Annotated in this window: 20 protein-coding genes; 5 read left to right on the top strand and 15 right to left on the bottom strand. The window is 67.8% G+C overall.

All coding sequences use genetic code 11. The features are described 5' to 3' along the window. Positions 1-147: 147 nt before the first annotated feature. Positions 148-1,182 carry a LacI family DNA-binding transcriptional regulator gene (locus KL788_RS10880; RefSeq protein ID WP_293171333.1) on the bottom strand — a complete coding sequence of 345 codons (1,035 nt, stop codon included), beginning with the start codon at positions 1,180-1,182 and terminating at the stop codon, positions 148-150. A gap of 146 nt (positions 1,183-1,328) precedes the next feature. Between KL788_RS10880 and KL788_RS10875 the strand changes: the two genes are divergently transcribed. Further along, complete coding sequence (locus KL788_RS10875) at positions 1,329-2,441, top strand: hypothetical protein (RefSeq protein ID WP_293171330.1); 1,113 nt, start codon at positions 1,329-1,331, stop codon at positions 2,439-2,441. Positions 2,442-2,462: 21 nt separating this feature from the next. Here KL788_RS10875 and KL788_RS10870 read toward each other — a convergent pair whose 3' ends face one another. The 4 genes from KL788_RS10870 to KL788_RS10855 are packed head-to-tail and all read right to left on the bottom strand — an operon-like array spanning position 2,463 to position 8,679. Further along, complete coding sequence (locus KL788_RS10870; protein WP_293171327.1) at positions 2,463-3,629, bottom strand: cystathionine gamma-synthase; 1,167 nt, start codon at positions 3,627-3,629, stop codon at positions 2,463-2,465. Next, positions 3,626-5,029: a cystathionine beta-synthase gene (locus tag KL788_RS10865; RefSeq protein WP_293171324.1), complete on the bottom strand. Its 1,404-nt coding sequence runs from the start codon at positions 5,027-5,029 to the stop codon at positions 3,626-3,628. The genes KL788_RS10870 and KL788_RS10865 overlap by 4 nt, the downstream gene beginning before the upstream one ends. A 52-nt stretch (positions 5,030-5,081) precedes the next feature. Continuing rightward, positions 5,082-6,518, bottom strand: coding sequence for a mechanosensitive ion channel family protein (locus tag KL788_RS10860; protein WP_293171321.1), 1,437 nt, complete (start codon positions 6,516-6,518; stop codon positions 5,082-5,084). Next, complete coding sequence (locus tag KL788_RS10855; RefSeq protein WP_293171318.1) at positions 6,511-8,679, bottom strand: adenylate/guanylate cyclase domain-containing protein; 2,169 nt, start codon at positions 8,677-8,679, stop codon at positions 6,511-6,513. Before KL788_RS10855 ends, KL788_RS10860 begins: the two co-directional genes overlap by 8 nt. 190 nt (positions 8,680-8,869) lie before the next feature. Here KL788_RS10855 and KL788_RS10850 point away from each other — a divergent pair, with 190 nt between their 5' ends. Then, the gene (locus KL788_RS10850; protein WP_293171315.1) at positions 8,870-9,541 is read left to right on the top strand and encodes a DUF3105 domain-containing protein; all 672 of its coding nucleotides are present in this window, start codon (positions 8,870-8,872) and stop codon (positions 9,539-9,541) included. Between the two features lie 2 nt (positions 9,542-9,543). Further along, positions 9,544-10,218 (top strand): DUF305 domain-containing protein, encoded by a 675-nt coding sequence (locus KL788_RS10845; RefSeq protein WP_293171312.1) that lies wholly within the window; start codon positions 9,544-9,546, stop codon positions 10,216-10,218. On the opposite strand, the gene KL788_RS10840 is transcribed toward KL788_RS10845, so the two are convergent. The 4 genes from KL788_RS10840 to KL788_RS10825 all read right to left on the bottom strand — a co-directional run bounded on the left by KL788_RS10840 (position 10,185) and on the right by KL788_RS10825 (position 15,552). Continuing rightward, entirely contained in the window at positions 10,185-12,056 is a 1,872-nt protein-coding gene (locus tag KL788_RS10840) for an ABC transporter ATP-binding protein (protein ID WP_293173306.1), read from the bottom strand. The two genes, KL788_RS10845 and KL788_RS10840, sit on opposite strands and share 34 nt — an antisense overlap. Before the next feature lie 52 nt (positions 12,057-12,108). Then, positions 12,109-13,080 (bottom strand): carbohydrate ABC transporter permease, encoded by a 972-nt coding sequence (locus KL788_RS10835; RefSeq protein WP_293171309.1) that lies wholly within the window; start codon positions 13,078-13,080, stop codon positions 12,109-12,111. Further along, a complete protein-coding gene (locus tag KL788_RS10830; protein WP_293171306.1) occupies positions 13,077-14,063 on the bottom strand; it encodes a carbohydrate ABC transporter permease in 987 nt (328 codons plus the stop codon). The genes KL788_RS10835 and KL788_RS10830 overlap by 4 nt, the downstream gene beginning before the upstream one ends. Positions 14,064-14,199: 136 nt before the next feature. Beyond that, positions 14,200-15,552, bottom strand: a complete 1,353-nt coding sequence (locus KL788_RS10825) for an ABC transporter substrate-binding protein (RefSeq protein ID WP_293171303.1) — start codon at positions 15,550-15,552, stop codon at positions 14,200-14,202. Positions 15,553-15,925: 373 nt separating this feature from the next. Between KL788_RS10825 and KL788_RS10820 the strand changes: the two genes are divergently transcribed. Then, positions 15,926-16,948, top strand: coding sequence for a LacI family DNA-binding transcriptional regulator (locus KL788_RS10820; protein WP_293171300.1), 1,023 nt, complete (start codon positions 15,926-15,928; stop codon positions 16,946-16,948). An 87-nt stretch (positions 16,949-17,035) separates the two neighbouring features. Here the strand turns inward: KL788_RS10820 and rplL are convergent, their stop codons facing one another. The 5 genes from rplL to KL788_RS10795 all read right to left on the bottom strand — a co-directional run bounded on the left by rplL (position 17,036) and on the right by KL788_RS10795 (position 21,392). Next, on the bottom strand, positions 17,036-17,425 hold the full coding sequence (rplL, locus tag KL788_RS10815) for a 50S ribosomal protein L7/L12 (RefSeq protein ID WP_293171297.1): 390 nt from the start codon (positions 17,423-17,425) through the stop codon (positions 17,036-17,038). Positions 17,426-17,479: 54 nt separating this feature from the next. Further along, entirely contained in the window at positions 17,480-17,995 is a 516-nt protein-coding gene (gene rplJ / locus KL788_RS10810; RefSeq protein WP_293171293.1) for a 50S ribosomal protein L10, read from the bottom strand. A gap of 326 nt (positions 17,996-18,321) precedes the next feature. Continuing rightward, positions 18,322-19,167: an NAD-dependent epimerase/dehydratase family protein gene (locus KL788_RS10805; RefSeq protein ID WP_293171290.1), complete on the bottom strand. Its 846-nt coding sequence runs from the start codon at positions 19,165-19,167 to the stop codon at positions 18,322-18,324. 9 nt (positions 19,168-19,176) lie between these two features. Then, on the bottom strand, positions 19,177-20,652 hold the full coding sequence (locus tag KL788_RS10800) for a sensor histidine kinase (RefSeq protein WP_293171287.1): 1,476 nt from the start codon (positions 20,650-20,652) through the stop codon (positions 19,177-19,179). Further along, positions 20,652-21,392: a response regulator transcription factor gene (locus KL788_RS10795; protein WP_293171284.1), complete on the bottom strand. Its 741-nt coding sequence runs from the start codon at positions 21,390-21,392 to the stop codon at positions 20,652-20,654. Before KL788_RS10795 ends, KL788_RS10800 begins: the two co-directional genes overlap by 1 nt. Positions 21,393-21,900: 508 nt before the next feature. On the opposite strand from KL788_RS10795, the gene KL788_RS10790 reads away from it, so the two are divergent. Beyond that, positions 21,901-22,866 (top strand): NADP-dependent oxidoreductase, encoded by a 966-nt coding sequence (locus tag KL788_RS10790; protein WP_293171281.1) that lies wholly within the window; start codon positions 21,901-21,903, stop codon positions 22,864-22,866. Here the strand turns inward: KL788_RS10790 and KL788_RS10785 are convergent. After that, complete coding sequence (locus tag KL788_RS10785) at positions 22,844-23,416, bottom strand: GNAT family N-acetyltransferase (RefSeq protein ID WP_293171278.1); 573 nt, start codon at positions 23,414-23,416, stop codon at positions 22,844-22,846. The genes KL788_RS10790 and KL788_RS10785 overlap by 23 nt on opposite strands. Between the last annotated feature and the right edge of the window lie 129 nt (positions 23,417-23,545).

Below are 23,545 nucleotides of genomic sequence, written 5' to 3'. Positions count from 1 at the left end.
GGGATCACGGCCGGCAGACCGCCGACCGCACCGGATGCTCGCGTCGTGTGACCGTTCACATCGGGTGTTGGCCATTCAACGGCGAAACGGTCACATCTGTCAACCGCAGGACGCGGCGAAACGGTCACAAGTCGATAACGACGGTGCTCAGCGACGGCGAGCGGTCGACTCGCGCACGACCAGCTCGGGCTGCACAGGGTCGTGACTGAGCCCATCCTCGCCGCGCAGCTCACCGAGCAGCAGGGCGATGGCGCGTCGACCGATCTCAGCAAAGTTCTGCCGCACGGTCGTCAAGGGCGGTGCGAAGTGCGCCGCCTCGGGAATGTCGTCAAAGCCGACGATCGAGATGTCGCCCGGCACATCGAGACCGAACTCGCGGCACGCGTGCATGAAGCCCAGGGCCATCTGGTCGTTGCCGACGAAGACCGCCGAGAAGTCGCGGTAGCGCAGCAGCTCAATGCCGGCGTAGTAGCCGAACGAGGCCGTCCAGTCGCCGAGAATCGGAGCACGAGTGCGCAGGTCGGCGTCAGAGAGCTCGCGCAAGAAGCCCTGCATGCGCGCTTCAGCCTCGATCCAGTCTTGCGGGCCCGAGATGTGCATGATCTCGGTGTGACCGAGCTCGATGAGGTGGCGCGTGGCCATGCGCGCGCCCTGCACCTGGTCGACCCACAGCGAGTGCGAGGTATTGAGACCCGTGGCCTCGAGAGTCACGTAAGGCACGGCGACCTGCAGGTCGTTGAGCGCCTCGAAGACGCGCACCTGCGGCGCGATGACGATGAGCGCCTCGACCGACTGGCTCATGAGGTAGTCAACGGCCGACTTGATCGAGGCGTACTCGGTCGAGCTAATGTTCGTGATCGAAAGCCGGTAGCCGGCCTCGCGCGCGGCGGTCTCGATCGCGTTCGTCGCGGTGGCCGGCCCGTAGTGCACGGTCTGCGCCGAGAGCACTCCGATCGTGCGCGACCGACTCGTGACGAGTGCGCGGGCCGCCTGGTTCGGCCGATAGCCGAGCTCGCTGATCGCGTCGCGCACGCGCTGCAGAGTCTCGGGCCTGATGCTCGGGCTGTCGTTGAGAACCCGCGAGACCGTCTGATACGACACACCGGCGACACGAGCGACATCCCGGATGTTGGGCGCGCGCAGACGCTCCGGCTCAACCGGACGCTCGTCGTGGGTCGCCATCGAAATCCATTCAGGTTGCGATGTGTACGGTCACATCCGCACCTTCATTATGCACGCGGCCTCCTCCCTAGAGCGACCAGGCTCCGACTCGTAGACTGAGCCAGCCACCGGGTGCCGACCGGGCTCCCCCACGAAAGAGGGCGACGATGCTGCACACCGACATTCCCACCGAAGCCGAGCTGCGTGCGATTGCCTCGACCCGCTCGCTGTACTGCGTCTCGATCTATCTGCCGACGAGCACGCTCGCCGCCGAGGCCGAGAAGTCGCGCACCGAGCTCGGCAACCACCTGGCTGCCGCGCTCGAGCAGCTCGAGGCGGTCGGAGCCGACAAGGCCGACGTCGCGGGCGTGCGTGACGGCATCACTCGGCTGATCGACGACCCCTTCCTTTGGACCTACCAGTCGAACAGCCTCGTGATCTTCGCGACCCCCGAGCGCGTGCTGACCTACCGCATCCCCAATCGCGTCGCAGCGACAATGCAGGTCTCCGACCGCTTCCACCTCAAGCCGCTGCTGCGCGCTGTTGCGTTTCCGCAAGCCGCCTTCGTGCTGGCGCTCTCGCAGAACGCCGTACGGCTCATCGAGGTGACGATCGAAGGCTCGGCCGACGAGGTTGCCGTCGCCGACCTTCCCGCCGACGCCTCGCGCATCTTCGCCACGCGCGGCAACAGCGGCTCGGCTCGACTCATCGGCGACGAGGGCGACAAGACGTTACTCGGCCACTACTCGCGTCAGATCGACGATGCGATCCGTCCCCTGCTCCTCAGCGCGCACGTGCCCCTCATCATTGCCGGGGCCGAGCCGCTCGCGAGCATCTTCCGCGGCGTCAGCCGCTACGACGAGCTCACCGCCGAGACGATTCGCGGCAACGCCGAGACGATGAGCGCCGATGAGCTCGCCGCCGAGGCCCGCCCGATTCTCGACCGGCTCTACGCCGCCGAGATCGCCGCCCTCGGCGAGCGCGTGAGCGAGGCGATCGGCACCGGGTCGGGGTCCTCCGACCTCAGCGACCTCGCGCGAGCCGCCACCTACGGCGCGCTCAGCACGCTGCTCGTCGACATCGACCGCACGATCTCCGGCTTCGTCGACGAGCAGTCAGGCGCCCTCACCCTGTCAGAGTCAGACGACGCCGTCGACTACGGAGTGGTCGACGAGATCGCACGACGTGCGCTCCTGACCGGCGCCCGCGTGGTCGCGGTGCGCTCTGACGAGATTCCCGGTGGCGCGGCCGCGGCCGGCATCATGCGCTTCCCGGTCTGACGAGACGGCGAGCTCGCCGACCTACGCCAGCGCCGTGAGCGCCTGGCGCACGTCGGCGAGCAGGTCATCGACCTCTTCGATGCCCACCGAGAGCCGCACGATCGCGTCGCTCACCTCGAGCTCGGTGCCCCGCACTGACGCGTGCGTCATCTCGCTCGGGTAGTTGACGAGCGACTCGACTCCACCGAGCGACTCAGCGAGGCTGAAGACGCGCAGGCTCTCGGCGAAGCGGCGCGCGGCGGCGGAACCTCCGGCGAGCTCGAGCGAGAGCATCCCGCCGAAACCGCGCATCTGCCGCATGGCGAGATCGTGACCGGGGTGATCGACGAGACCCGGGTAGTAGACGCGGGCGACCGCTGCGTGGCCCACGAGCGACTCGGCGATCGCCTGCGCGTTGGCCGAATGCTGACGCATGCGCACCGCGAGAGTCTTGATGCCGCGCGTGGTGAGCCAGGCATCCATCGGCCCTGACACGGCGCCCGCCGCGAACTGGTGAAAGCGCACGTTCTCGGCCAGCTTCTCATCGTTCGTGACGATCGCGCCGCCGAGCACATCGGAGTGACCGCCGAGGTACTTCGTCGTCGAGTGCACGACGACATCGGCGCCGAGCACGAGTGGCTGCTGCAGGTACGGCGTCGCGAAGGTGTTGTCGACCACGACGATGGCGCCGGCCGCGTGCGCGAGCTCGGCGAGAGCCGTGATGTCGGTGATCTTCATGAGCGGGTTGCTCGGCGACTCGAGCCAGAGCACGCGCGGCTGCAGGGTCTCGAGGGCCTCGCGCGTCGACTCGAGGTCGCCGAGCTCGAGCGTCGTGAGCTCGATGCCCCACGGGCCGAAGATGCGCCGCACGAGCCGGTGGGTTCCGCCGTAGACGTCGTTGCCCATGAGCACGCGATCGCCCGGCCGCAGCACCGCGCGCAGAAGCGCGTCTTCAGCGGCGAGGCCCGAGGCGAACGAGAGCGCGAACCGGCCGCCCTCGAGCGAGGCGAGCTGGGTCTGCAGAGCGTCGCGCGTCGGGTTGCCGCCGCGGGCGTACTCGTAGCCGCCGCGCAGGTCGCCGATCGAGCGCTGCACGAAGGTCGAGGTGAAGTAGACCGGCGGCGTCACGGCGCCCGTCGTCGGGTCGAACTCCTGCCCGGCGTGGATGGCGCGCGTGGCGAAACCATGCAGGTTCTGGTCGTCGGTCACGAGGTGCCCTCCGGTGCGGCGGCGAGCGCCGCGATCAGATCAGTGCGGGTCAGCATGCCGATCGGGTTGCCGCCGTCGAGTACGAGCAGTGCTTCGGGATGCCGTCCGCCCGCTCCCCGTTCGCCGAAGCGGTCGCGCGCAGCCTCGAGGCTCTCGTGGGCGCCGACGACGGGCAGGCTCGGCCCCATCGCCGCGGTGATCGGATCTGCCGCGGTCACCTCGCCCGTGGCGAGAGCACGCAGCAGCGTCGGGGCGTCGACGGCGCCGAGCACTTCACCGAGCACGACGGGCGGCTCGGCGGCGAGCACCGGCAGAGCGGCGTGCCCGGCCTCGAGGGCCGCGACGGCATCCGCCACCGAACTTTCGCGGCGCAGGTGCGGCAGGGCGCGCGGCGGAGTGCCGAGCAGATGGGCCACGGTCGGCGAGCCCGAGGCGGGCGTGAAGCCGTGGCGCAGCATCCACTTCTCGTTGAAGATCTTGCCGAGGTAGCCGCGACCACCATCAGGAAGCAGCACCACGACGACGTCGTCGGGGCCCAGCTCGCGGGCGACCTCGAGCGCACCCACGGCCGCCATTCCGCACGAGCCGCCGACGAGCAGACCCTCTTCGCGGGCCAGGCGCAGGGTCATGTCGAACGACTGCTGGTCGCTCACCGCGACGATGCGGTCGACGACGCTCGGATCGTAGGCCTCGGGCCAGAAGTCTTCGCCGACCCCCTCGACGAGATAGGGCTGGCCGGTGCCGCCCGAGTAGACGCTGCCGACCGGGTCGACGCCGACGATCTGCACACGGCCGCTCGCACGGTCGGCGCTGATCTCGCGCAGGTAGCGCCCCGTGCCGGTGATGGTGCCGCCCGTGCCGACGCCCGTGACGAAGTGAGTGACCTGCGCCTCAGTATCACGCCAGATCTCGGGGCCGGTGGTCTCGTAGTGGCTCAGCGGGCCGTTCGGGTTGGCGTACTGGTTCGGCTTGAAGGCGCCGTCGATCTCGCGCGCGAGGCGGTCGGAAACGCTGTAGTACGACTCGGGGTCGTCAGGCGCGACCGCCGTCGGGGTCACGACGATCTCGGCGCCGTAGGCAGTCAGCACGTTGCGCTTGTCTTCGCCCACCTTGTCGGGCAGCACGAAGACGCAGCGGTAGCCGCGCTGCTGCGCGACGAGTGCGAGGCCGACGCCCGTGTTGCCGCTCGTCGGCTCGACGATCGTGCCGCCCGGCTTGAGCAGACCTTCGCGCTCGGCGGCGTCGATGATGCGCGTGGCGATGCGATCTTTCGCCGAGCCGCCCGGGTTGAGGTACTCGACCTTGGCGAGCACGGTCGCCGAGATTCCCTCCGTCACCCGGTTGAGGCGTACGAGCGGGGTGTTGCCGATGAGATCGACGATCGAGGCGGCGTACTTCACCCCGCGAATCTATCAGCGGGCCGAGCCGAGCCGGGGTTCGTGACGATCGACCTCAGTAGGCGATCGTGCGCGTGCCCGCGGGCACGTCGACGCCCGCAAGCGCGAAAGCATCGAGCACGAGTCGGCGTCGGTTGTCGATCTCTCGGCCGAAGTCGCGGGCCAGCTCAGGTCGGCGGGCAACGAGGTCGTCGACGACGGCCACCGGCACGAAGAGCGCGGTCACCGGCGTCATCGCGTACACGGCGGCGTTGATGCCCTGACGGGTGAGCGAGGTGAGCCCCACGATGTCGTCACGGGTGAGGTCGGTGACCGGCACGCGCACGCCGCCCGCGGCCTCGACGATCATGCGCGCGACGCCCGATTCGATGAGTCGGATGCCCGCAGGCACTTCTCCGATGTGCTGCAGCTTCTCGCCCTCGACGAAGCGCTCGATCCGCACGCGCGGCGCGAGCCCCCGCACCTCGTCGGGGGCGCAGTAGAGGGCGGAGGCGAACCGTTCGAGCAGCTCGCCTCGGCGCTCGGCGGTGTCGTAATCGACGAAGTAGTCGCCGTCGAGGTGCAGGCCGGCGCGGCGCGCGGCGTACCAGAGCCGCCGGCGAAACTCAGTGAGAACGTCGTACTCGTCGCCCGGCGTCGCCACGGGAATATTGATCTCGTACTCCCCCGCTGCGAAGGTGCCCACACTGGGCTCTCGCCCGGCGACGATCTGCGGCAGGTCGGCCGCCACCTGGTTCATGACGGCGATGACGGTCTCGGGCTCATCCTCGGTGGCGAACTGCACCATTTGGAAGGCCGTGAACGGCGCGTTCTTGGCGGTGAAGTTCTTGAACGAGGCGCCTGCCAGCTCGCTGTTGGGCACGATGACGACGCCCGAGACGGTGCGGATGTGTACCGAGCGCCAGTTCACCTCGGTGACGTAGCCGGTCACGTCGCCGACCTTCAACCAGTCGCCGATCTGGAAGGGCTGCTCGAACAGCAGCAGCAACCCCGAGAGCACAGAGCCGACCGCATTCTGCAGCGCGAGACCAATGACGATCGACCCGATGCCGAGAGCCGTGAAGAGCCCGCCCACATCGGCGCCCCACACCCACGAGAACAGCACCGCGAGCGAGATAGTGATGATGAGAAACCGCGTGACGTCGACGAAGATCGTCGGTAGCCGATCACGCCAGGTGCCTTTGCGAGCGGTCGCGAAGAGCGCCACGTTGAGCCCGTTGATGAAGACGAGAATGACGAGAAACCCCAGCACCGTGGCCGTGATGCGGCTCCACGAAGCATCGACCTCGGCCTGCTCGACCTGGCTCAGCAGCACGAGCAGTGCCGCAACGGGCGCGATGTAGTTGCGCACGAGCCGCACGATGCGTGCGGCCGGGTTGCCCTGCCGCTTAAGCGACTCGTACAGCTCGCTGAGCACGAGCAGCACGAGTGGCAGACCGACGATCACCGCGACCGACGGCCAGAACCAGGGCTCGAGCCAGACCTCAGTCATGGCCGTGCGCGAGGTCGATGCGCAGAATGCGTTGCGGGCCCGACGGGGTGTCGACGACGCCCACGTCGACCAGCGGCACGGTCGAGGGCACCCCGCTCGCCACGCGCTCGGTCAGGTAGATGCCCGACTCCCCCCGCTCGGCCTGCACCCGGAAAGCGAGGTTGACCGCCTCGCCCCAGAGGTCATAGACCATGTGCGCGCGACCGACGAGACCGCTGCTCGCGCTGCCGAGGTCGAGGCCCGCGCGCAGGTGAAGCGCAACTCCCCACTGGGCGCTGAACCGGTCGAGAATGCGCTGCAGCTCGAGCGCGAAGTCGACGATGCGGCGCGCGTTGTCGATGCGCGGCACCGTGAGGCCGCAGCTCGCGAGATAGCCCTTCGTCGCCGTGCGCACATGCTCGACGCCGATCGCGGTCGCGGCCTCGTCGAACTGCCGCACGAGCTCGTTGAGTGCTTCGAGAGTCGCTTCTGAGTCGAGCGTGCTGCTGTAGGCATCGAATCCGACGATGTCGGCGTACATGACCGAGACATCGCGGTGATCCTCCGCGATCGTCTGCACCCCTTCGCGATAGCGACGGATGACCGGCTCGGGCATGAGCGCGCGCAGCAGCCGCTCGCTCTCTGCCTGCTGCTGGTCGAGCAGCTCAGCTTTGACCTGCAGGCTGCGGCTCATGTCGTTGAACGCCGCCGAGACGCTCGACATTTCGTCGCTCGACCCCGCGTCGACGGTCACGCCGGTCTCTCCGGCCGCGATGCGCTGCGCGGCGGCCGAGAGACGCCGCAGGGGCTGCACGAAAACGCGCGCGAGCAGCAACGAGAGCACCGACACGACCAGCGCGAGCACGGCCGACGAGATGATGAGGTTGCGCGTGAACTCGGTGACGGGCGCAAAGGCCTCGCTCGTGTCGAGCTCGGCGATGACGACCCAGTCGAGATCGTCGACCTCGACCCGCCCGAACGCGGCGAGCGTGTCGCGACCGAGGTAGTTCGCCGAGATCGTGGTTCCCTCACCGCCGGCCAGAGCCGACTCGACGGCGGCCGACCGCACGGGCAGCACACCCAGCGTGGTCTCTCGCGCGAGCACGAGATCGATGGTGTCGTCGGCGATGCCGGCGGCGCGGGCGACCTCGGCAAACTGTTCCGGGTTCTCTTGTAGCAAGCGCGACGGCGAGCGCATCAGGGTGTCCGTGCCCACCAGGTAGGCCTCGCCGGTCTCGCCGAGACCGCCCTGGCTCCAGTCGCCGTCGGCCGTCATCACGCTGCTGAGCCGCTCGATCGGCAGCTCGATCGCCATGGCGCCGATGAGCTCGCCGCCCGAGCCGATGGGCGTCACCGCCCACCCGGCAGGAAGGTTGAGTGACGGGGGGTAGGCCTCGAAGTCGGTGAAGCTCACCTCGCCGAGCAGATTGCTGCCCATGGCCGAGCCGTAGGCGGCCGACAGGTTCGAGAACCGGTAGGGGCCGCTCAGCACGTTGGTGCCGAGGTCGACGCCCTTGAACGCGCTGTAGACCACCCGGCCCTCTGCGTCGAGCAGCAGCACGTCTTCATAGTCGAGTAACTCTGTCATCGACCGAAAGTAGTCGTGATACTCCGCGTGCGCAGCCGACCACGTGCTGCCATCGCCCGCGTCGTCGACGGCGATCGCCGCGTCGAACGAGTCGTGCGGCGCGGTGTACAGCACTTGCAGATAGCGGGCCGCCGCGGTGTTCGGCACGAAGCTCTCGACGCTCGCCACCGAGCCGGTCGCCTCACTCAGCCGTGGGCCGAACACGTCAGAGTAGTAGCTGTCGAGCAGCGCGGTCTGCTCGTCGGTGAGCTCGATGTCGCCGAGCTCGTCGAAGCCTTGCGTGAAGGCGAGGGTGGCGTCGACGACGCTCTGCCCGCGCGAGTGAACGACGACGCTGTTCTCGATCGTTGAGAAAAGCCGGCTGATCTCTCGGGCACGCGAGTCGCGCACTTCGACCAGGCGCTCGAAGGCCGCGTCGCGCAGAGAATCGGTCGCGTTGACGTAGCCGATGACGCCGACGAGCACGTTCGAGGCCAGGCTGACTCCCAGCAGCATGAGCAGCACGCTCGACTGGATGCTCAGCCCCGTGCGCCTCCGCCGCGCATGCCGGCCCGCCGCGGGGTCGTTCCCCGGTTCTTCCGCAGCGAGCGTCATGCAGTTCCTCTACTCGGGGCGCTGGCGCGCGCGAGGGACACAGGTGGCATCACAGTACCCCCGCACCGGGCCCCAGGGCGAGAGAGATCGAGAAGTCTTCACAGCATCCCCTGTGTGTCTTCTGGCAGTCTTAGACCGATTTCTGTACTGCACCGACCCCTGCCCGAACCCCCCGACAGGAGCCCGCCCCGTGGCCGAGACCGACAAGACCGCCGACGAGAGCCTCACGATCAAGCAGCAGCGCGAGAAGCGCCGTGCCGAAAAGGTCGCCGCCCTCAAGGCGAAGCAGGCGAAAGAGAAGCGCAACCGCCTCATCGGCATCGTCGCGGGCGCCACCGCCGGTGTGCTCATTGTCGGCACCCTGGTCACCGTGGTCGTCACGTCGGCGACCCCGCCGGTCGACCCCGACACGATCGAGATCGCTGGGCTCGAGACCTTCGACGACATCGAGGCCCTGCACGTGCAGAGCGCCGTCGAGTACACCATGACTCCCCCGGCCGGCGGCCCGCACAACCCGAGCTGGCTCAACTGCGGCATCTACGAGCAGCCTGTGCCGGCGGAGTACGCCGTGCACTCGCTCGAGCACGGTGCCGTCTGGGTCACCTACGACCCCGAGCAGGTGACGGGCGGCGATCTCGACGCGCTGCGCGACGCGATGCCGAGCACCTACATGATCCTCTCGCCGTTCGAGGGGCTCGATGCCCCGGTCGTGGCGAGCGCCTGGGGCGTGCAGGTTGCGCTCGACGGCGTCGACGACCCGCGCCTGCGCGAGTTCATCATCAAGTACCGCGAGTCGCCCAATGCTCCTGAGCCCGGCGCGCTCTGCAGCCAGGCTCTCGACGGCGAAGGCAAGATCTCCTGACCATGACGGCTGTCGAGTCGACCGACCCCACCGCGCCGGCGCCCGTCGGCCGCGCACGACTGCTCGTCGTGGTCAGTCTGCTGGTGCTCGTGACCCTCGTCATCGGCGTGCTGGTCGGCCGCGTCACCGCCTCGGGCACGCCGACGCCGGGCGAGTCGAGCGCTGAAGCCGGGTTCGCCCGCGACATGAAGGTGCACCACGGCCAGGCGGTCGAGATGTCGCTGCTCGTGCGCGACCGCACCGACGACCCCGAGATTCGCCTGCTCGCGCTCGACATCGCGACTGCGCAGACCCAGCAGCAGGGTCAGATGTTCGCGTGGCTCGCGATGTGGGGCCTGCCCCAGACCTCGTCGACCGACGAGATGGAGTGGCTGGCGCGGCCCGTCATCGACGGCTCGGCGGGTCACGACGGCCACGGCGACCACGTGCCCGGTGAGCCCATGCCCGGCGTCGCCTCGTTCGAACAGATGCAAGCCCTGCAGAACGCGACGGGCGTCGAGGCCGAGCGGCTTTATCTCGAGCTGATGATCGAGCACCATATCGGCGGCGTCGAGATGGCCGAGGCCGTGATCGCTCGCAGCAGCAACCCGCTCGTTACCCAGCTCGCGCAGGGCATGGTGCAGCTGCAGCAGAAAGAGCTCGACTACATGGCCGAGCTGCTCGCCGACCGGTCGTAGTCTGCTGACTGCTGGGCGACCAGCCGGGCGTAGACGCCCCCGAGCTCGATGAGCTCGCCATGGGTGCCGCTCTCGACGATGCGGCCATGATCGACGACGTGAATGACGTCGGCCGCGCTGACGGTCGACAAACGGTGCGCGATCGCGATTGTCGTGCGGCCCCGGCTCGCGGTGTCGAGAGCGGCCTGAACGACACGCTCTGACACCGAGTCGAGCGCGCTCGTGGCCTCGTCGAGAATGAGTACGGGTGGGTCTTTCAGCAGCACCCGCGCGATCGCGACACGCTGCTTCTCGCCGCCCGACAGGCGATATCCGCGCTCGCCGACAATCGTCTCGTAGCGATCGGGAAAGCTGTCGATGGTGTCGTGGATGCTCGCCGCACGGCACGCGGCCTCGAGCTCGGCATCCGTCGCATCGGGTTTCGCGTACCGCAGGTTGTCGGCGATCGACGCGTGAAACAGATAGGTCTCTTGACTGACGATGCCCACGTGGTCGATGAGGCTCTGCTGGCGCAGAGCCTTCACGTCGACGCCCGCGACCTCGACGGCGCCGCTCGTCGCATCGTGCAGCCGCGGCACGAGGTACGAGATCGTCGTCTTGCCCGCACCCGAGGGGCCGACGAAGGCAACGAATTGACCGGGCTCGACCGAGAACGAGACGCCGTCGAGCGTCGGCGTGCTGTCGTCTGCCGCGTCGGGGTACCGGAAGACGACGTCATCGAACCGCACGCGCCCGCGCTGCGCCTCATCGATCTGTCGGGCATCGGGCGCTTCGACGATGCGGGGTTGCAGGTCGAGGTACTCGAAGATGCGGGCGAAGAGAGCCCCGCTCGTCTGCAGGTCGAGCGCCACGCGCATGAGGCCCATGAGCGGAAAGGTGAGGCGGGCTTGCACGGTCGTGAAGGCGACGATCGTGCCCGCGGTGACCGCGACATCCATCTGCAGCAGCCACGCCGCCACGAGGTACACGACGGCGGGGATCACCGAGAGGAACACGTTGACCAGGGCGAAGAACCACTGCCCGCTCATGGCGAGTTGCACCTGCAGGCCGCGCTGAGTGTCGTTCTCGCGCCGGTAGCGCTCGACCTCGCTCTCTTGACGGTAAAAACTCTTGGCCAGCAGAATGCCCGAGACGCTCAAGGCCTCTTGCGTGATCGCGGTCATGTCGCTCAGCGACTCTTGCGTCTTGGTCGCGATGCGCGCGCGCACCTGACCGACCCGCCGCTGCGCCACGACGAGAACGGGCAGCAGCACGACCGCGACGATCGTGAGTTGCCAGCTCAGCAGCAGCATCGCGATGAACGCGGCGATGACCGTCACCGTGTTGCCGATGACGCTCGAGACGGTATTGCTGAGCACCCCGGCGACCCCGCCGACATCGTTCTGCAAGCGCGATTGGATCACGCCCGTCTTGGTGCGGGTGAAGAACCCGAGCTCCATCGACTGCAGATGGGCGAAGAGCCGCACGCGCAGCTGCGCCATCACACTGTTGCCGATCGTGGCCGTCAGGTGCGTCTGAGCGATGCCGAGACCGGCCGAGACCACCCAGAGCGCGAGCATGAGGCCAACGATCTGCAGCAGCACCGGCACGTTCGGCCCGCCTTCCGGCGGGAAGAGGCCCACGTCGAAAGCCTGTTGGGTGAGAAGCGGGGGTGCGACACTGAGCGCGGCCGACACGAGCACGAGAGAGATCGTGAGGATGAGCGCTGCCCGGTGCGGCTGGAACAGTTGCGCGATGCGCGGCAGCAGATGGGGGATGCGCGGAGCCTCGGCGTTCGCCGCTCGCTGTGCCTCGACATCGCCGCTCGACACCCGTGAACCCCGGCGGCCACCACCCATGCTCATGCGCTGAGCCTAGGCGGCACCGCCGGGGTTCTCGATGTGAAGCGGATCAGCCCTTCGTCGACCCCGCCAGAAGGCCGCGCACGAAGTAGCGCTGCAGGCTGAAGAAGACGACGAGCGGAATGATGAGCGAGATGAAGGCCGCGGCGGGCAGTCGCTCGGTGTTGCGCCCGAAGTTGCCGACCAGTTCGGCCAGTCGTTGTGTGAGAGGAGCGACGTCAGCCGTGCCACCCGAGAACACGAGGGCGACGAGCAGGTCGTTCCAGACCCACAAGAACTGGAAGATACCGATCGAGGCGAGCGCCGGCAGCGACAGCGGAATGATGATGCGGAAGAAGATCTGGGTGTGGTTCGCACCATCGACCCGTGCCGCTTCGATCACTTCGCCGGGAATCTCACTGATGAAGTTGTGCAGCAGGAAGATGCACAGCGGCAGGCCGAAGATCGTGTGCGCGATCCAGACAGCCGGGAAGGTGCCGCTGATGCCGAGCACCTGCGAGAAGATCTGCAGCAGCGGCACGAGGGCCATCTGCAGCGGCACGATCTGCAGGGCGAACACGAGCACGAACAGCGCCCCAGAACCCTTGAACTTGATCCACGCAAAGGCGTAGGCAGCCATCGTCGCGATCGCGATCGGGAAGAGCGCCGCCGGAATCGCGATGACGAGCGAGTTCACGAAGTACTGGCCGAGGTTGGCCGACGAGGCGCCCGACACGGTGAGCACCTCGAAGTAGTTCTCGAGCGTGAAGCTCGGGCTGACGAAGATGTTCCACCAGCCGTTCGAGCGAATCTCTTCGGGCGTGCGGAACGACGAGACGAGCAGACCGAAGGTCGGAATGGTCCACAGCGTCGCGATGAGGATCGCCGCGGCGGTCGCCCACGGTGACGTCAGTCGCTCTTTGACGCGTCGGGTCTTGCTGGGCTCGCGCTCCGCCTGCGCCTTTTCAGCCGCAGTCGTCGGGGTCTTCTGGCCGAGGGGTCGATCGAGCTTGTCGTCGGCCCGCGTGGTCGCGTCGCTCATCGGATCTCCTTCTGCTTGCGCATGACGCGCACGTTGTAGACGACGATCGGCAGCACCATGACGAAGAGCACGAGCGCGAGGGCTGAGCCCTGCCCGAACTCGCCGCGGTTGAACGCCTGCGTGTACATCTCGTTCGCGACGACCGAGGTGTCGAAGTTTCCGCCGGTCATGGCGCGCACGATGTCGAAGACCTTCAGTGTCGCGATGGAGATCGTCGTGACGACGACCACGAGCGTGCTGCGGATTCCCGGGACGGTCACGTTCCAGAACTGCTGCCAGGCGTTAGCGCCATCGAGACGGGCGGCCTCGATGATCTCAACGGGCACGCCCTTGATGGCGGCCGACAGCAGCACCATCGCGAAACCGGTCTGGATCCAGACCATCACGACGATGAGGAAGAACGTGTTCCAGGGCGAGTTCTGCAAGAACTGCTGCGGCTCTTGACCCAGCCAGACAAGAATCTGGTTCAAGATGCCGATCTGCTCGCTGAACCCCACGGCGCGGTACTCGTAGACGAAGCGCCAGATGATGCCGGCCCCGACGAACGAGATGGCCATCGGCATGAACACGAGCGACTTGAGAACCTTCTCGCCCTTGCTCTTGTCGATGAAGACCGCGTAGGCGAGACCGAAAACGGTCGAGAGGGTGGGCACGAGCGCCACCCAGATGAGGGTGTTGCCGAGAGTGGTGAGAATGGTCGGCTCTGTGAACATCCACACGTAGTTGTCGAAGCCGACGAATTCAGAGCTGTTGCGGTTGAAGAACGAGAGCACCGCGGTGTTGATCGCCGGGTAGACGAGGCCGACGCCCAGCAGGATCATCGCGGGAGCGAGGAACGCGAGCAATTGCCAGACGTCACGGCCCCGTTTCGGGGCCCGATCGGCGAGGAAGAGAATGACACCGACCGCGGCGGCGAAGACGGCGAGCCCCAAGAACATGAGCCCGAACTTCGCAGCGAGATCGGAGAAGAATTCCGACGTCATGCGTTAAACCTCCATTGGTTTTGAGCAACACGTGGTTCGAGACACACGCTACCTGACGACCTGGCCCACCGAGCAAGAGAACTCGATGGGCCAGGTTTGTGTCAGTCACCACGGCGGCACGAGGCCGCCAGGCTTGTTACGGGAAGGTGCTGTCGATGAACGTCAGCAGCTCATCCGTGCTGCGGTTTCCGCTGACCCAGTCGACCATGCCGGTCCAGAACGAGCTGGTACCGACCTCGGCAGGCATGAGGTCAGAGGCGTCGAAACGGAAGATCGTGTCTTCGCCCTGGAGGATCTCAACCGACTGGCGGGCGAGGTCAGAACCGGCGAGCGACGGGTCGAGACCCTTGTTCGCCGAGATGACGCCACCGAGCGCGATGCGGTTGTTCGCCCACGTGTCGCTCGACATGTAGGCCTGCAGCGCGGCAGTCGCCTCGCGGTCGTTGAAGGCCGCGACGAACTCGCCACCGCCGGTGACGGCCGAGGGGTCGCCCTCAGCGATCGGCGGGGTCAGGAAGGCCCAGATGTCTCCATCCGGAGCAACCGTCACGCCGTCGCCCCACTGTGCCTCGTAGAACGAAGCCTGGTGGTGCATCGAGCAGTTGCCGTCGAGAATCGCGAGGCCGCCATCCTGGAAGCTGGTCGAGACGATCGAGTCGACTCCACCGAAGCCGCCGTTGACGTACTCGGGGTTGAGCAGGATGTCGCCGACGAGGTCGAAGGCTTCCGTGATCTCGGGGCTGCTGAAGGCGAGGTCGCCCGTCACCCACTGGTCGTAGGCCTCGGGGCCCGCCGTGCGCAGCACAGCGTCTTCGACCCAGTCAGTGCCGACCCAGCCGGTGGCGTCACCCGAGCCGAAGCCGACGCACCAGGGGCGGTAGGGGCCCTCGTTGCGCTCGGTCATCTGATCGGTCAGCGCGACCATCTCGTCCCACGTGGTGGGAATCTCGTAGCCGTTCTCCTCGAAGTCCGAGGGCGAGTACCAGATGTAGCCCTTGACGCTCGCCATGAGAGGCGCGGCGTAGAAGGTGCCGTCGATGGTGCCGTAGCCCTTCCAGCTCTCGCTCCAGAACTCGTCGACGTTGTCTTCGACAGCCGACGGGGCGGCAACGACGTAGCCGTCGGCCACGAGGCGCTGCAGCAGACCCGGCTGCGGAATGATCATCAGGTCGGGGGCGTCACCGGCAGCGGCACGCACGTTGATCTGCGTCTCCGCCTCCTGCGTGCCGACGTACTCGACCTCGATGCCCGTGCAGGCCTCGAAGTCGGCGATCGACTCGACCATGGCGTCTGCCTCGACGTCGATGATCGTCGCGTAGAGCTCAACGCTCTCGCCCTCGAAGGTTCCGTACTGCTCGTAGGCCGCGCAGTCGGCGTCGCCGCCGGCTCCCGGCTCTTCGGTCGCGGCCGCACAGCCGGCAAGTACCAGGCTGAGGGCACCAAGTGCCGCTGCAGGCGCAATGAGCCTGCGTCGGAGGGTGGAACTCATGTGTTTCCTCCTCATTGAGGTCGGTCAGCACGTCAGGCGACGCGCGTGGTGGTGTTGGTGCGGGTGGTGGAGGTCGGCTGCGACGCCCCGCCATGGCGCGACATCGGCAACCGGTTCCAGGGTCACGGTACGTCACGCCCGACCAGCGCGCAACCCGTTCGGCCAGGCCCGTTATCGATCCGTTGCGGAACTCTCCGCGAGCACCCAGGGTCGCCGACCGTGCGCTGGGGCCGTGAGACCGTTCTCACGTGGCACCGGTTCCACAGACCGTCGAAACGGGCTACACTGACGCGACAGCGCGACCGTGATGAGTCTGCGCCGCCGCAGTTCGCAGTCCACCCACTCGCCGACGTCCAATGGAGGGCCCGAGGCCATGAGCATCCTCGCTGACGTGGCGCGCATCGCCGGGGTGTCGAAGTCGACGGCCTCGCGCGCTCTCAGTGGCCGTGGCTACGTCTCAGAAGACACGCGGCGACGCGTCGAATCGGCGGCGGCTGAACTCGGCTACGTCGTGTCGAGCACGGCGGCGAGCCTCGTCACCGGCCGCACGCGCAATGTCGCCGTCGTCATCCCCTACATCAACCGCTGGTACTTCGCCGAAGTGCTCGAGGGCATCGAGGCCGCGCTGATCCGCGCCGGCTACGACCTCACGCTGTACCGGCTGAGTACCGACCGTGACCTTCGTCGCAGGGTGTTCGACTACTTCCTCGTGCGCAAGCGCGTCGACGCGGTCATCTCGGTGACCATCGACCTGAGCCCGCACGAGGTGCAGATGCTGCAGTCGCTCGGCAAGCCGCTCGTCGGCATCGGCGGGCGCATCGACGGCATTCCCTCTCTGTCGATCGATGACGTCGAGACGGCACGGCTCGCCACCGAGCACCTCATCAGCCTCGGTCACAAGCGCATTCTGCACATCGGCGGCGACCAGAACGAGCAGATGGACTTCCGTGTGCACTCGCAGCGCTACACGGGCTTCTGCCGCGCGCTCGCCGACGCCGGCATCTCGATTGACGATGACTTCCGCGAGGCCGACTTCTCGATCGAGGGCGGCTTCACGGTCGGGCTCGCCGTTCTTGGCGATCCGCGCACGCGACCGACTGCGATCTTCGCCGGCTGCGACGAGATCGCCATTGGCGTCATGGTGGCGGCACGCCAGCTGGGCATCTCCGTTCCTGGCGAGTTGTCGGTGATCGGAGTCGACGGTCATCCGCTCTCCGGCATGTTCGGCCTCACCACGCTCGTGCAAGAGCCCGGTGGCCAAGGAGCGCGCGCCGTCGAACTGCTGCTCAGTCAGCTCGAGCACGCAGACGCTCCGCCGCCCGATGAGCACGTGCTGCTGCCGACCGCCCTCACCGTGCGCACCAGTACCGCCGCGCAGCGCCCCGCCCAGCGCTGAATCCCAACGTATGGCACCACGAGCCAGCACGCACGAAAGCCCCGCGCCGTCTGACGACGGGCGGGGCTTTCGGTGAGCAGTCGGTGACTACTTGAGGGTGACGGTGGCGCCAGCCTCTTCGAGCTGAGCCTTGGCCTTCTCGGCGGCCTCCTTGTTCGCGCCCTCGAGCACGACACCGGGGGCGCCGTCAACGAGAGCCTTCGCCTCACCGAGGCCGAGGCTGGTGAGGGCGCGCACCTCCTTGATGACCTGGATCTTCTTGTCGCCAGCGGCCTCGAGAACGACGTCGAACGAGTCCTTCTCCTCGACCTCTTCGGCGGCGGCGCCGCCACCGGCGGGGCCGGCCGCGGCCACGGCGACGGGCGCCGCTGCGGTGACCTCGAAGACCTCTTCGAACTTCTTGACGAACTCGCTGAGCTCGATGAGCGAGAGCTCCTTGAACGCCTCGATGAGGTCGTCAGTGCTGAGCTTGGCCATGATTTCTCCTTCTTGCAGGGTTGGTGTGGTTGGTCGTCGACCGGACAGCTGGAACTAGTTGCCCGACTCTTGCTTCTGCCGCAGTGCGTCCACCGCGCGCGCGGCCTGAGCCAGCGGTGCGTTGAACATGTAGGCGGCGCCGAACAGCGAGGCCTTGACGGCGCCGGCAAGCTTCGCCAGCACCACCTCTCGGCTCTCGAGGTCGGCGAGCTTGGTGACCTCGGCGGCGTCGAGAGGCTTACCGTCGAGGTAGCCGCCCTTCACCACGAGGTTGGGGTTCGCCTTGGCGAAGTCACGCAGGGCCTTGGCGACGGTCACGGGGTCTCCGTGCACGAACGCCAGCGCGGAGGGACCAGCCAGCATGTCATCGAGCGAATCGATGCCTGCCTGGTTCGCCGCGATCTTGGTCAGCGTGTTCTTCACCACGGCGTACGACGCGTCTGCACGGAGAGTGCTGCGCAGCGTCTTCAGCTGCGCGACCGTGAGACCGCGGTACTCGGTGAGCAGAACGGCAGTCGAGCTGGAGAACAGTTCCTTCAGCTCGGCGACCGATGCTTCCTTGTTCGCCATGGTGCTCCTCAATGTTTGTCGTGGGTCTCACCACGACCGCGCGGAGCGCTGCTCGAGGAGCGGCGCGAACCCGGCACACATGACGAAAGGCCCCTGCGCATGCGCACGAGCCTCTTCGATCACCCCGTCAGAGAGCGGGATGCTCGGTATCAGTTCTGTACACCTGCGCGGGCCGTCGTCCGCTTCGAGAGAAGCGTGCGAACCTTCGGTCATCATGTTCTGCGAGCAAACAGTGTCTGCGAGCAGGCATGACGACAACCGGCGGTCTATGGCAAGAGGCCAGCATACGTCACGCGAGCCTGCAGTCCAAAACCAGGGGTCGAGTGTCAGGCGTGGTCGAGCCACGAGTGGCTCGGCGCGTAGCCGAGGTCGCGCCGCGCGGCGTCGATCGAGAGCAGGGTCTCGCGGCCGACCAGCGGGCGCGTGAGCGGAGCATCCGCGAATTCTGCCGCCATGAGCTCGGCCGAATCGCGACGCATGACGGTATCGGCGGCCGCGATGATGTAGGTCTCGTAGCCGGGGCCGCGCACGGCCAGCGCTCGCTCGACCGCGTGCGCGCCGTCGCGACGGTCGATGTAGCCCCAGAGGTTCCAGCGGCGCACCGCCGGGTCGTCTTGCCACGACGCGAACTCGGCATAGTCGTCGGGCGCCATCACATTGCTGAACCGCAGCCCCGTGATCGAGAGGGCAGGGTCGATGCGGCAGAGCTTGCGGCCGAGCTCTTCTTCGAGGTGCTTGCCGACCGCGTACATGAAGTTCGGGCGAGTCGGCTGGCCCTCATCAATCGGCACCGCGGGGGGCGGCTCGGTGAGCGGCAGCCCGAGCAGGGTCTCGCTCGAGGCGTGCACGATGCGGGCGATGCCGGCTCGGCGAGCAGCCTGAAAGACGGCGATCGTCATCGCCAGGTTGTCCTGCAGCAGCACCGTATCGGGGCGGATGCCCGGCGCAGGGCTCGCTGCCAGGTGAACGACTGCGTCGAGCCCGTCATAGCGCTCTTCGACCCCGGCCAGCGCATCGAGCACCTGCCCGGTGTCGGTGAGGTCGACGCGCACGAACCCCTCACCCGGTGCGCCGACGGCGTCGAGCCCGGTCACGGAGTGCCCGGTCTCGACCAGGTGGGCGACGACGGCCTGCCCGAGCTTGCCGGCTGACCCGGTGACGGCGATGCGCATGCGTCGAGACTACGTGCTCGACGCAGCAGAACCGGCGCTGGCGGCGGCAGGGTGAGCGCCCTGCGGCCGGCCGAGCGGCAGGCTCACGCGGAAGACGGTCTCCCCCGGTCGTGACGAGAAGGTGACTTCGCCGTCGTGCGCCTGCACCACCGCCGAGACGATCGCGAGGCCGAGCCCGGTCGAGCCCGTCGCGCGCGAGCGCGAGGTGTCGGCGCGCGCGAAGCGCTCGAAGAGCACGGGCTGCACGTCAGGCGGAATGCCCGGGCCGGTGTCGGTGATGGTGATGATCGCGCGTCGCTCGAGCACGCCGAGTGCGGCCGTCACGCGCGTGCCCTCAGGGGTATGAATGCGCGCGTTGGCGAGCAGGTTGGCGACCACCTGGTGCAACCGGTGCTGGTCGCCGGCGACGATGACGGGCGTGCTCGGCAGGCGCTCGACCCAGTCGTGGGCGGGCGAGGTCGCGCGAGCATCCGCCAGCGCATCAGCGACGACCGAGGCGAGGTCGACCGGGTCACGGCGCAGCTCTCGGCCCTCATCGAGCCGGGCGAGCAGCAGTAGGTCGTCGACGAGCTCTGACATGCGCACCGACTCCGACTCGATGCGCGACAGGGCGTGGCGAATATCGTCGGGAAGCTCGTGCCCCGTGCGGCGGGTCAGCTCGCTGTAGCCGCGGATGGCCGCGAGCGGGGTGCGCAGTTCGTGGCTTGCGTCGGCGACGAACTGCCGCACCTTCTGCTCGCTCGCCTGTCGGGCGTCGAACGCGCTCTGCACGTGCTCGAGCATGCGGGTGAAGGCCGCGCCGAGCTGGCCGACTTCGGTGCTCGGGTCGGTGTCGAGCGTCGGCAGTCGTTCGGCGAGCGCGACCGTGCCGCGATCGAGCGGCAAGGCCGTCACGGCAGTCGCGGCCTCGCGCACGCGCGTGAGCGGGCGCAGACCGAGCCGCACGACCTCGCGGCCGAGGATGGCGGCGACGATGAGGATTCCGCCGAGGATGGCGGCTATGACGGCCCCGAGTCGCGCGACCGTCGTCGTGACCTCGCGCATCGAGATGCCCACGATCAGCAGCGTCTCGCTGTCGGTCGCCGTCGTGAGTACGCGGAACTCGCCGAGACCATTCGGCAGCCGCACGGTGTCGGGCTCGCCAGAGGTACGGGCGGCGAGCACTCGAACCTGCAGGGGCGAGAGCTCGCGCACCACGGCGTTGTCGTCGAGGTACGCCGCGACGGCCGAGCCATCGCTCTGCACGACACCGATGAGCGAGCCGAGGGGCAGTCCAGGCCCCTCGAAGCTCGAGGCGGGGCCGCGCCCGGGTGCGGCGATGCGCTCGAGGCGGCTCGTCGTGATGCGCAGCTCTTCGTCGAGCTGGGCCACCAGATTCGCGCGCACGAAGAAGACGCTGAGCACGCCGATCGCGAGGGTCGCCATCATGAGCAGCACCAGGATGCCTGCGACCAGTCGCTGGCGCAGCGACCAGCCGCTCGCCATCAGCTGACCGGCTTGATGAGATAGCCGACGCCGCGCACCGTGTGGATCATCGCGGGGCCGAGGCTGTCAATCTTCTTGCGCAGGTACGAGATGTAGATCTCGACGATGCTCGACCGGCCGCCGAAGTCGTAGCTCCAGACGCGATCGAGAATCTGCGCCTTGCTGAGAACGCGACGCGGATTGCGCATGAGGTAGCGCAGCAGCTCGAACTCGGTCGCGGTGAGCTCGACCTCAGTGTCTCCTCGCCGCACCTCGTAGCTCTCCTCGTTGAGCACCAGGTCACCGACGCGAATCTCGGGGTCGGCCCGCTCGCTCACGACGAGCGCGCTGCGGCGGATCAGGCCGCGCAGTCGGGCAACGAGCTCTTCGAGACTGAAGGGCTTGGTGACGTAGTCGTCGCCGCCCGCCGTGAGCCCGACGACGCGGTCATCGACCGAGTCTTTCGCGGTGAGGAAGAGCACCGGTACGTCGGTGCCGTCAGCGCGCAGTCTCCGTAGCACCTCGAGGCCATCGAGGTCGGGCAGCATGATGTCGAGCACGACGACGTCGGGCGCGAACTCGCGGCCGTGTTGCAGCGCTTGTTGTCCGGTGAGCGCGGTGCGAACATCCCACCCCTCGTACCGCAGCGCCATCGAGACCAGGTCGGCGAGCGAGGGCTCGTCATCGACGACGAGAGCACGCACGGGCGAACCGTCGGGGCGTGTGAGCCGGGGTACCTCGGGGAGCGTGTCGTCAGCCATGATCACAGTCAGCCCGAAGAACCTATGAGCCTGCTTGGAGGCGGCCATGCGAGGTCGCTCGCGGGCGGAGACAAGTCGAGCCCCGGCCGCGAGGGGAAGCGGGCCGGGGCTCGGGGAGCCGGTTCGGGCGGCTCAGGCGCGGTGCGCACCGCGCGACTTACGCCCGCCGGCGCCGGCGATAGCGGCCATGAGGCCGAAGAAGCCGGTCACCGACGCGATCATCACCAGGGGAATGGAGATCATGGCTATCACCTCGGGTCGGAGTTCGGGTTCAGTGCGGGCAGGCCCTGTTCGGGTCAGGGTGTCCGCACTGTGGGGGACCGGTTGTGTCCCCCATGCATCCAGTGTGCGTTAAGCGAACACCCTTCGCAGTCCCCCCTCTGGGGGTGAACCGGTCCCCAGAAAGGGGGACCAGTCGATTCACTTTCTTCGCACCGTGACACGGCGTTAACACGCCCGACCCCCGCATCGTGTTCACTGGACGCCAAGCAAGGGGAGGAAACCCGCGATGACGACGATGCGCGCGATGGTGGCGACAGGGGCCGGGGGGCCCGACGTGATCGAGCAGGCCGAGTGGCCGATTCCGGTACGGGCGGGGGCGGAGGTGCTCGTGCGCGTTCTCGCGTCGAGCATCAACCCGATCGATGCGAAGACGCGGGCCGGACGGGGGGCCGCGAGGGCCATCCGCTCGTATCCGGTGATCCTCGGCCACGATCTTGCGGGTATCGTCGAGCAGCCCGCTTACGAGGCCCACGCCCTGCAGCCGGGTCGCGCGGTCTACGGCATGACGCTCGTGCCGCGATTCGATGGCACGCACGCCGAGTACGCCTCGGTGCCCGAGATGTTCCTCGCGCCCAAGCCGACGAGCCTGAGCTTCGCCGAGGCGGCCGCCGTGCCACTCGCCGCCCTCACCGCGTGGGGCATGGTGGTCGACGTCGCTCGGGCCCACCATGGCCAGAAGATGCTGATCCATGCCGGAGCGGGCGGTGTCGGCCACTTCGCCGTGCAGCTCGCTGCCTACTTCGGCGCGACCGTCACAGCCACCTGCTCGACACGCAATGTGTCGTTCGTGCGCGAGCTCGGGGCGAGCCGCGTCATCGACTACTCGACGTCACGCTTCGACGACGAGGTCTCGCAGCACGATGTCGTCATCGACCTCATCGGCAATGTTCGTGATGACACGGGCTCGCGCTCGCTGAAGACCCTGCGGCCCGGCGGCCTCATCGTGAATGCGCCGACGGGCAGCTGGCCGTCGATGCTCGACGAGGCTGCGGCTGCCGGCGTGCGCGCAACGACCTACAAGCTGTCGCCGAGCGCCGCGACCCTCGCGGTGCTGACCCGCATGTTCGACGCGGGCGACCTGCGCGTGCACCTCGACCGCATCGTGCCACTCGAACAGCTCGCCGAAGCCCACCGACTGATCGACGAGGGTCACACGCGTGGAAAGATCGCTATCGAGGTCGCCCGCGAGTGACGCCCGTGAACACCAGCTGGCGCTCACGCACGAAGTCGTCTTCGATCGTCTCGCCGACCCTGAACCCCTTGGTGCCGACGATCGCGAAGCCCGCCTTCTCGTAGAACCGGTTCGCGCGGGCGTTGTGGATGTTCACGCCGAGCCACACGCTCACAGCACCCTCATCGACCGCGGCCTGCAGCGCGTGCTCGACGAGCGCCGAGGCGACTCCGCCGCCGTGCAGCTCGGGATGCACGTAGAGCTTGCTCAGCTCGGCGGTGGGGCGATGCTGCACCGCGCCCGCGACGTCAGGGTCGGCCGGCTCACCGTGCACGAGCATCGCGTAGCCCACGAGCTCGTCGCCCTTGTCGGCGACGAGCACGAGCCGGTGCGGGTCAGCGAGGTACTGCTCGAAGGCCGCCCGACTCAAATGCTGCTCGATGAACTCAGCCTTCGCCGCCTCGGTCGTCGACGGCGGGCACGCGAGCGGAAAGGTCAGCGCCGCGAGGTCGTGTAGCGCCCCGGACTCCGCCGCCCGGGCTCGTCGGATCGACGCAGTGGTCTCGAGCATCCCCCCATTCTGCCCGGCGCTGTTCGCAACTCAGGCTGAGACGACAGATGTGCAGTGGTGATACCGCACCGATGAACCGTCAGCCTGAGTTGCGAACACGAGTCGCGAGTGTCGTTGGGCACACGCAGA

Source organism: Microcella sp., assembly GCF_019739195.1.
Lineage (GTDB): Bacteria > Actinomycetota > Actinomycetes > Actinomycetales > Microbacteriaceae > Microcella.
This window is presented reverse-complemented; position numbering and strand designations above follow the sequence as displayed.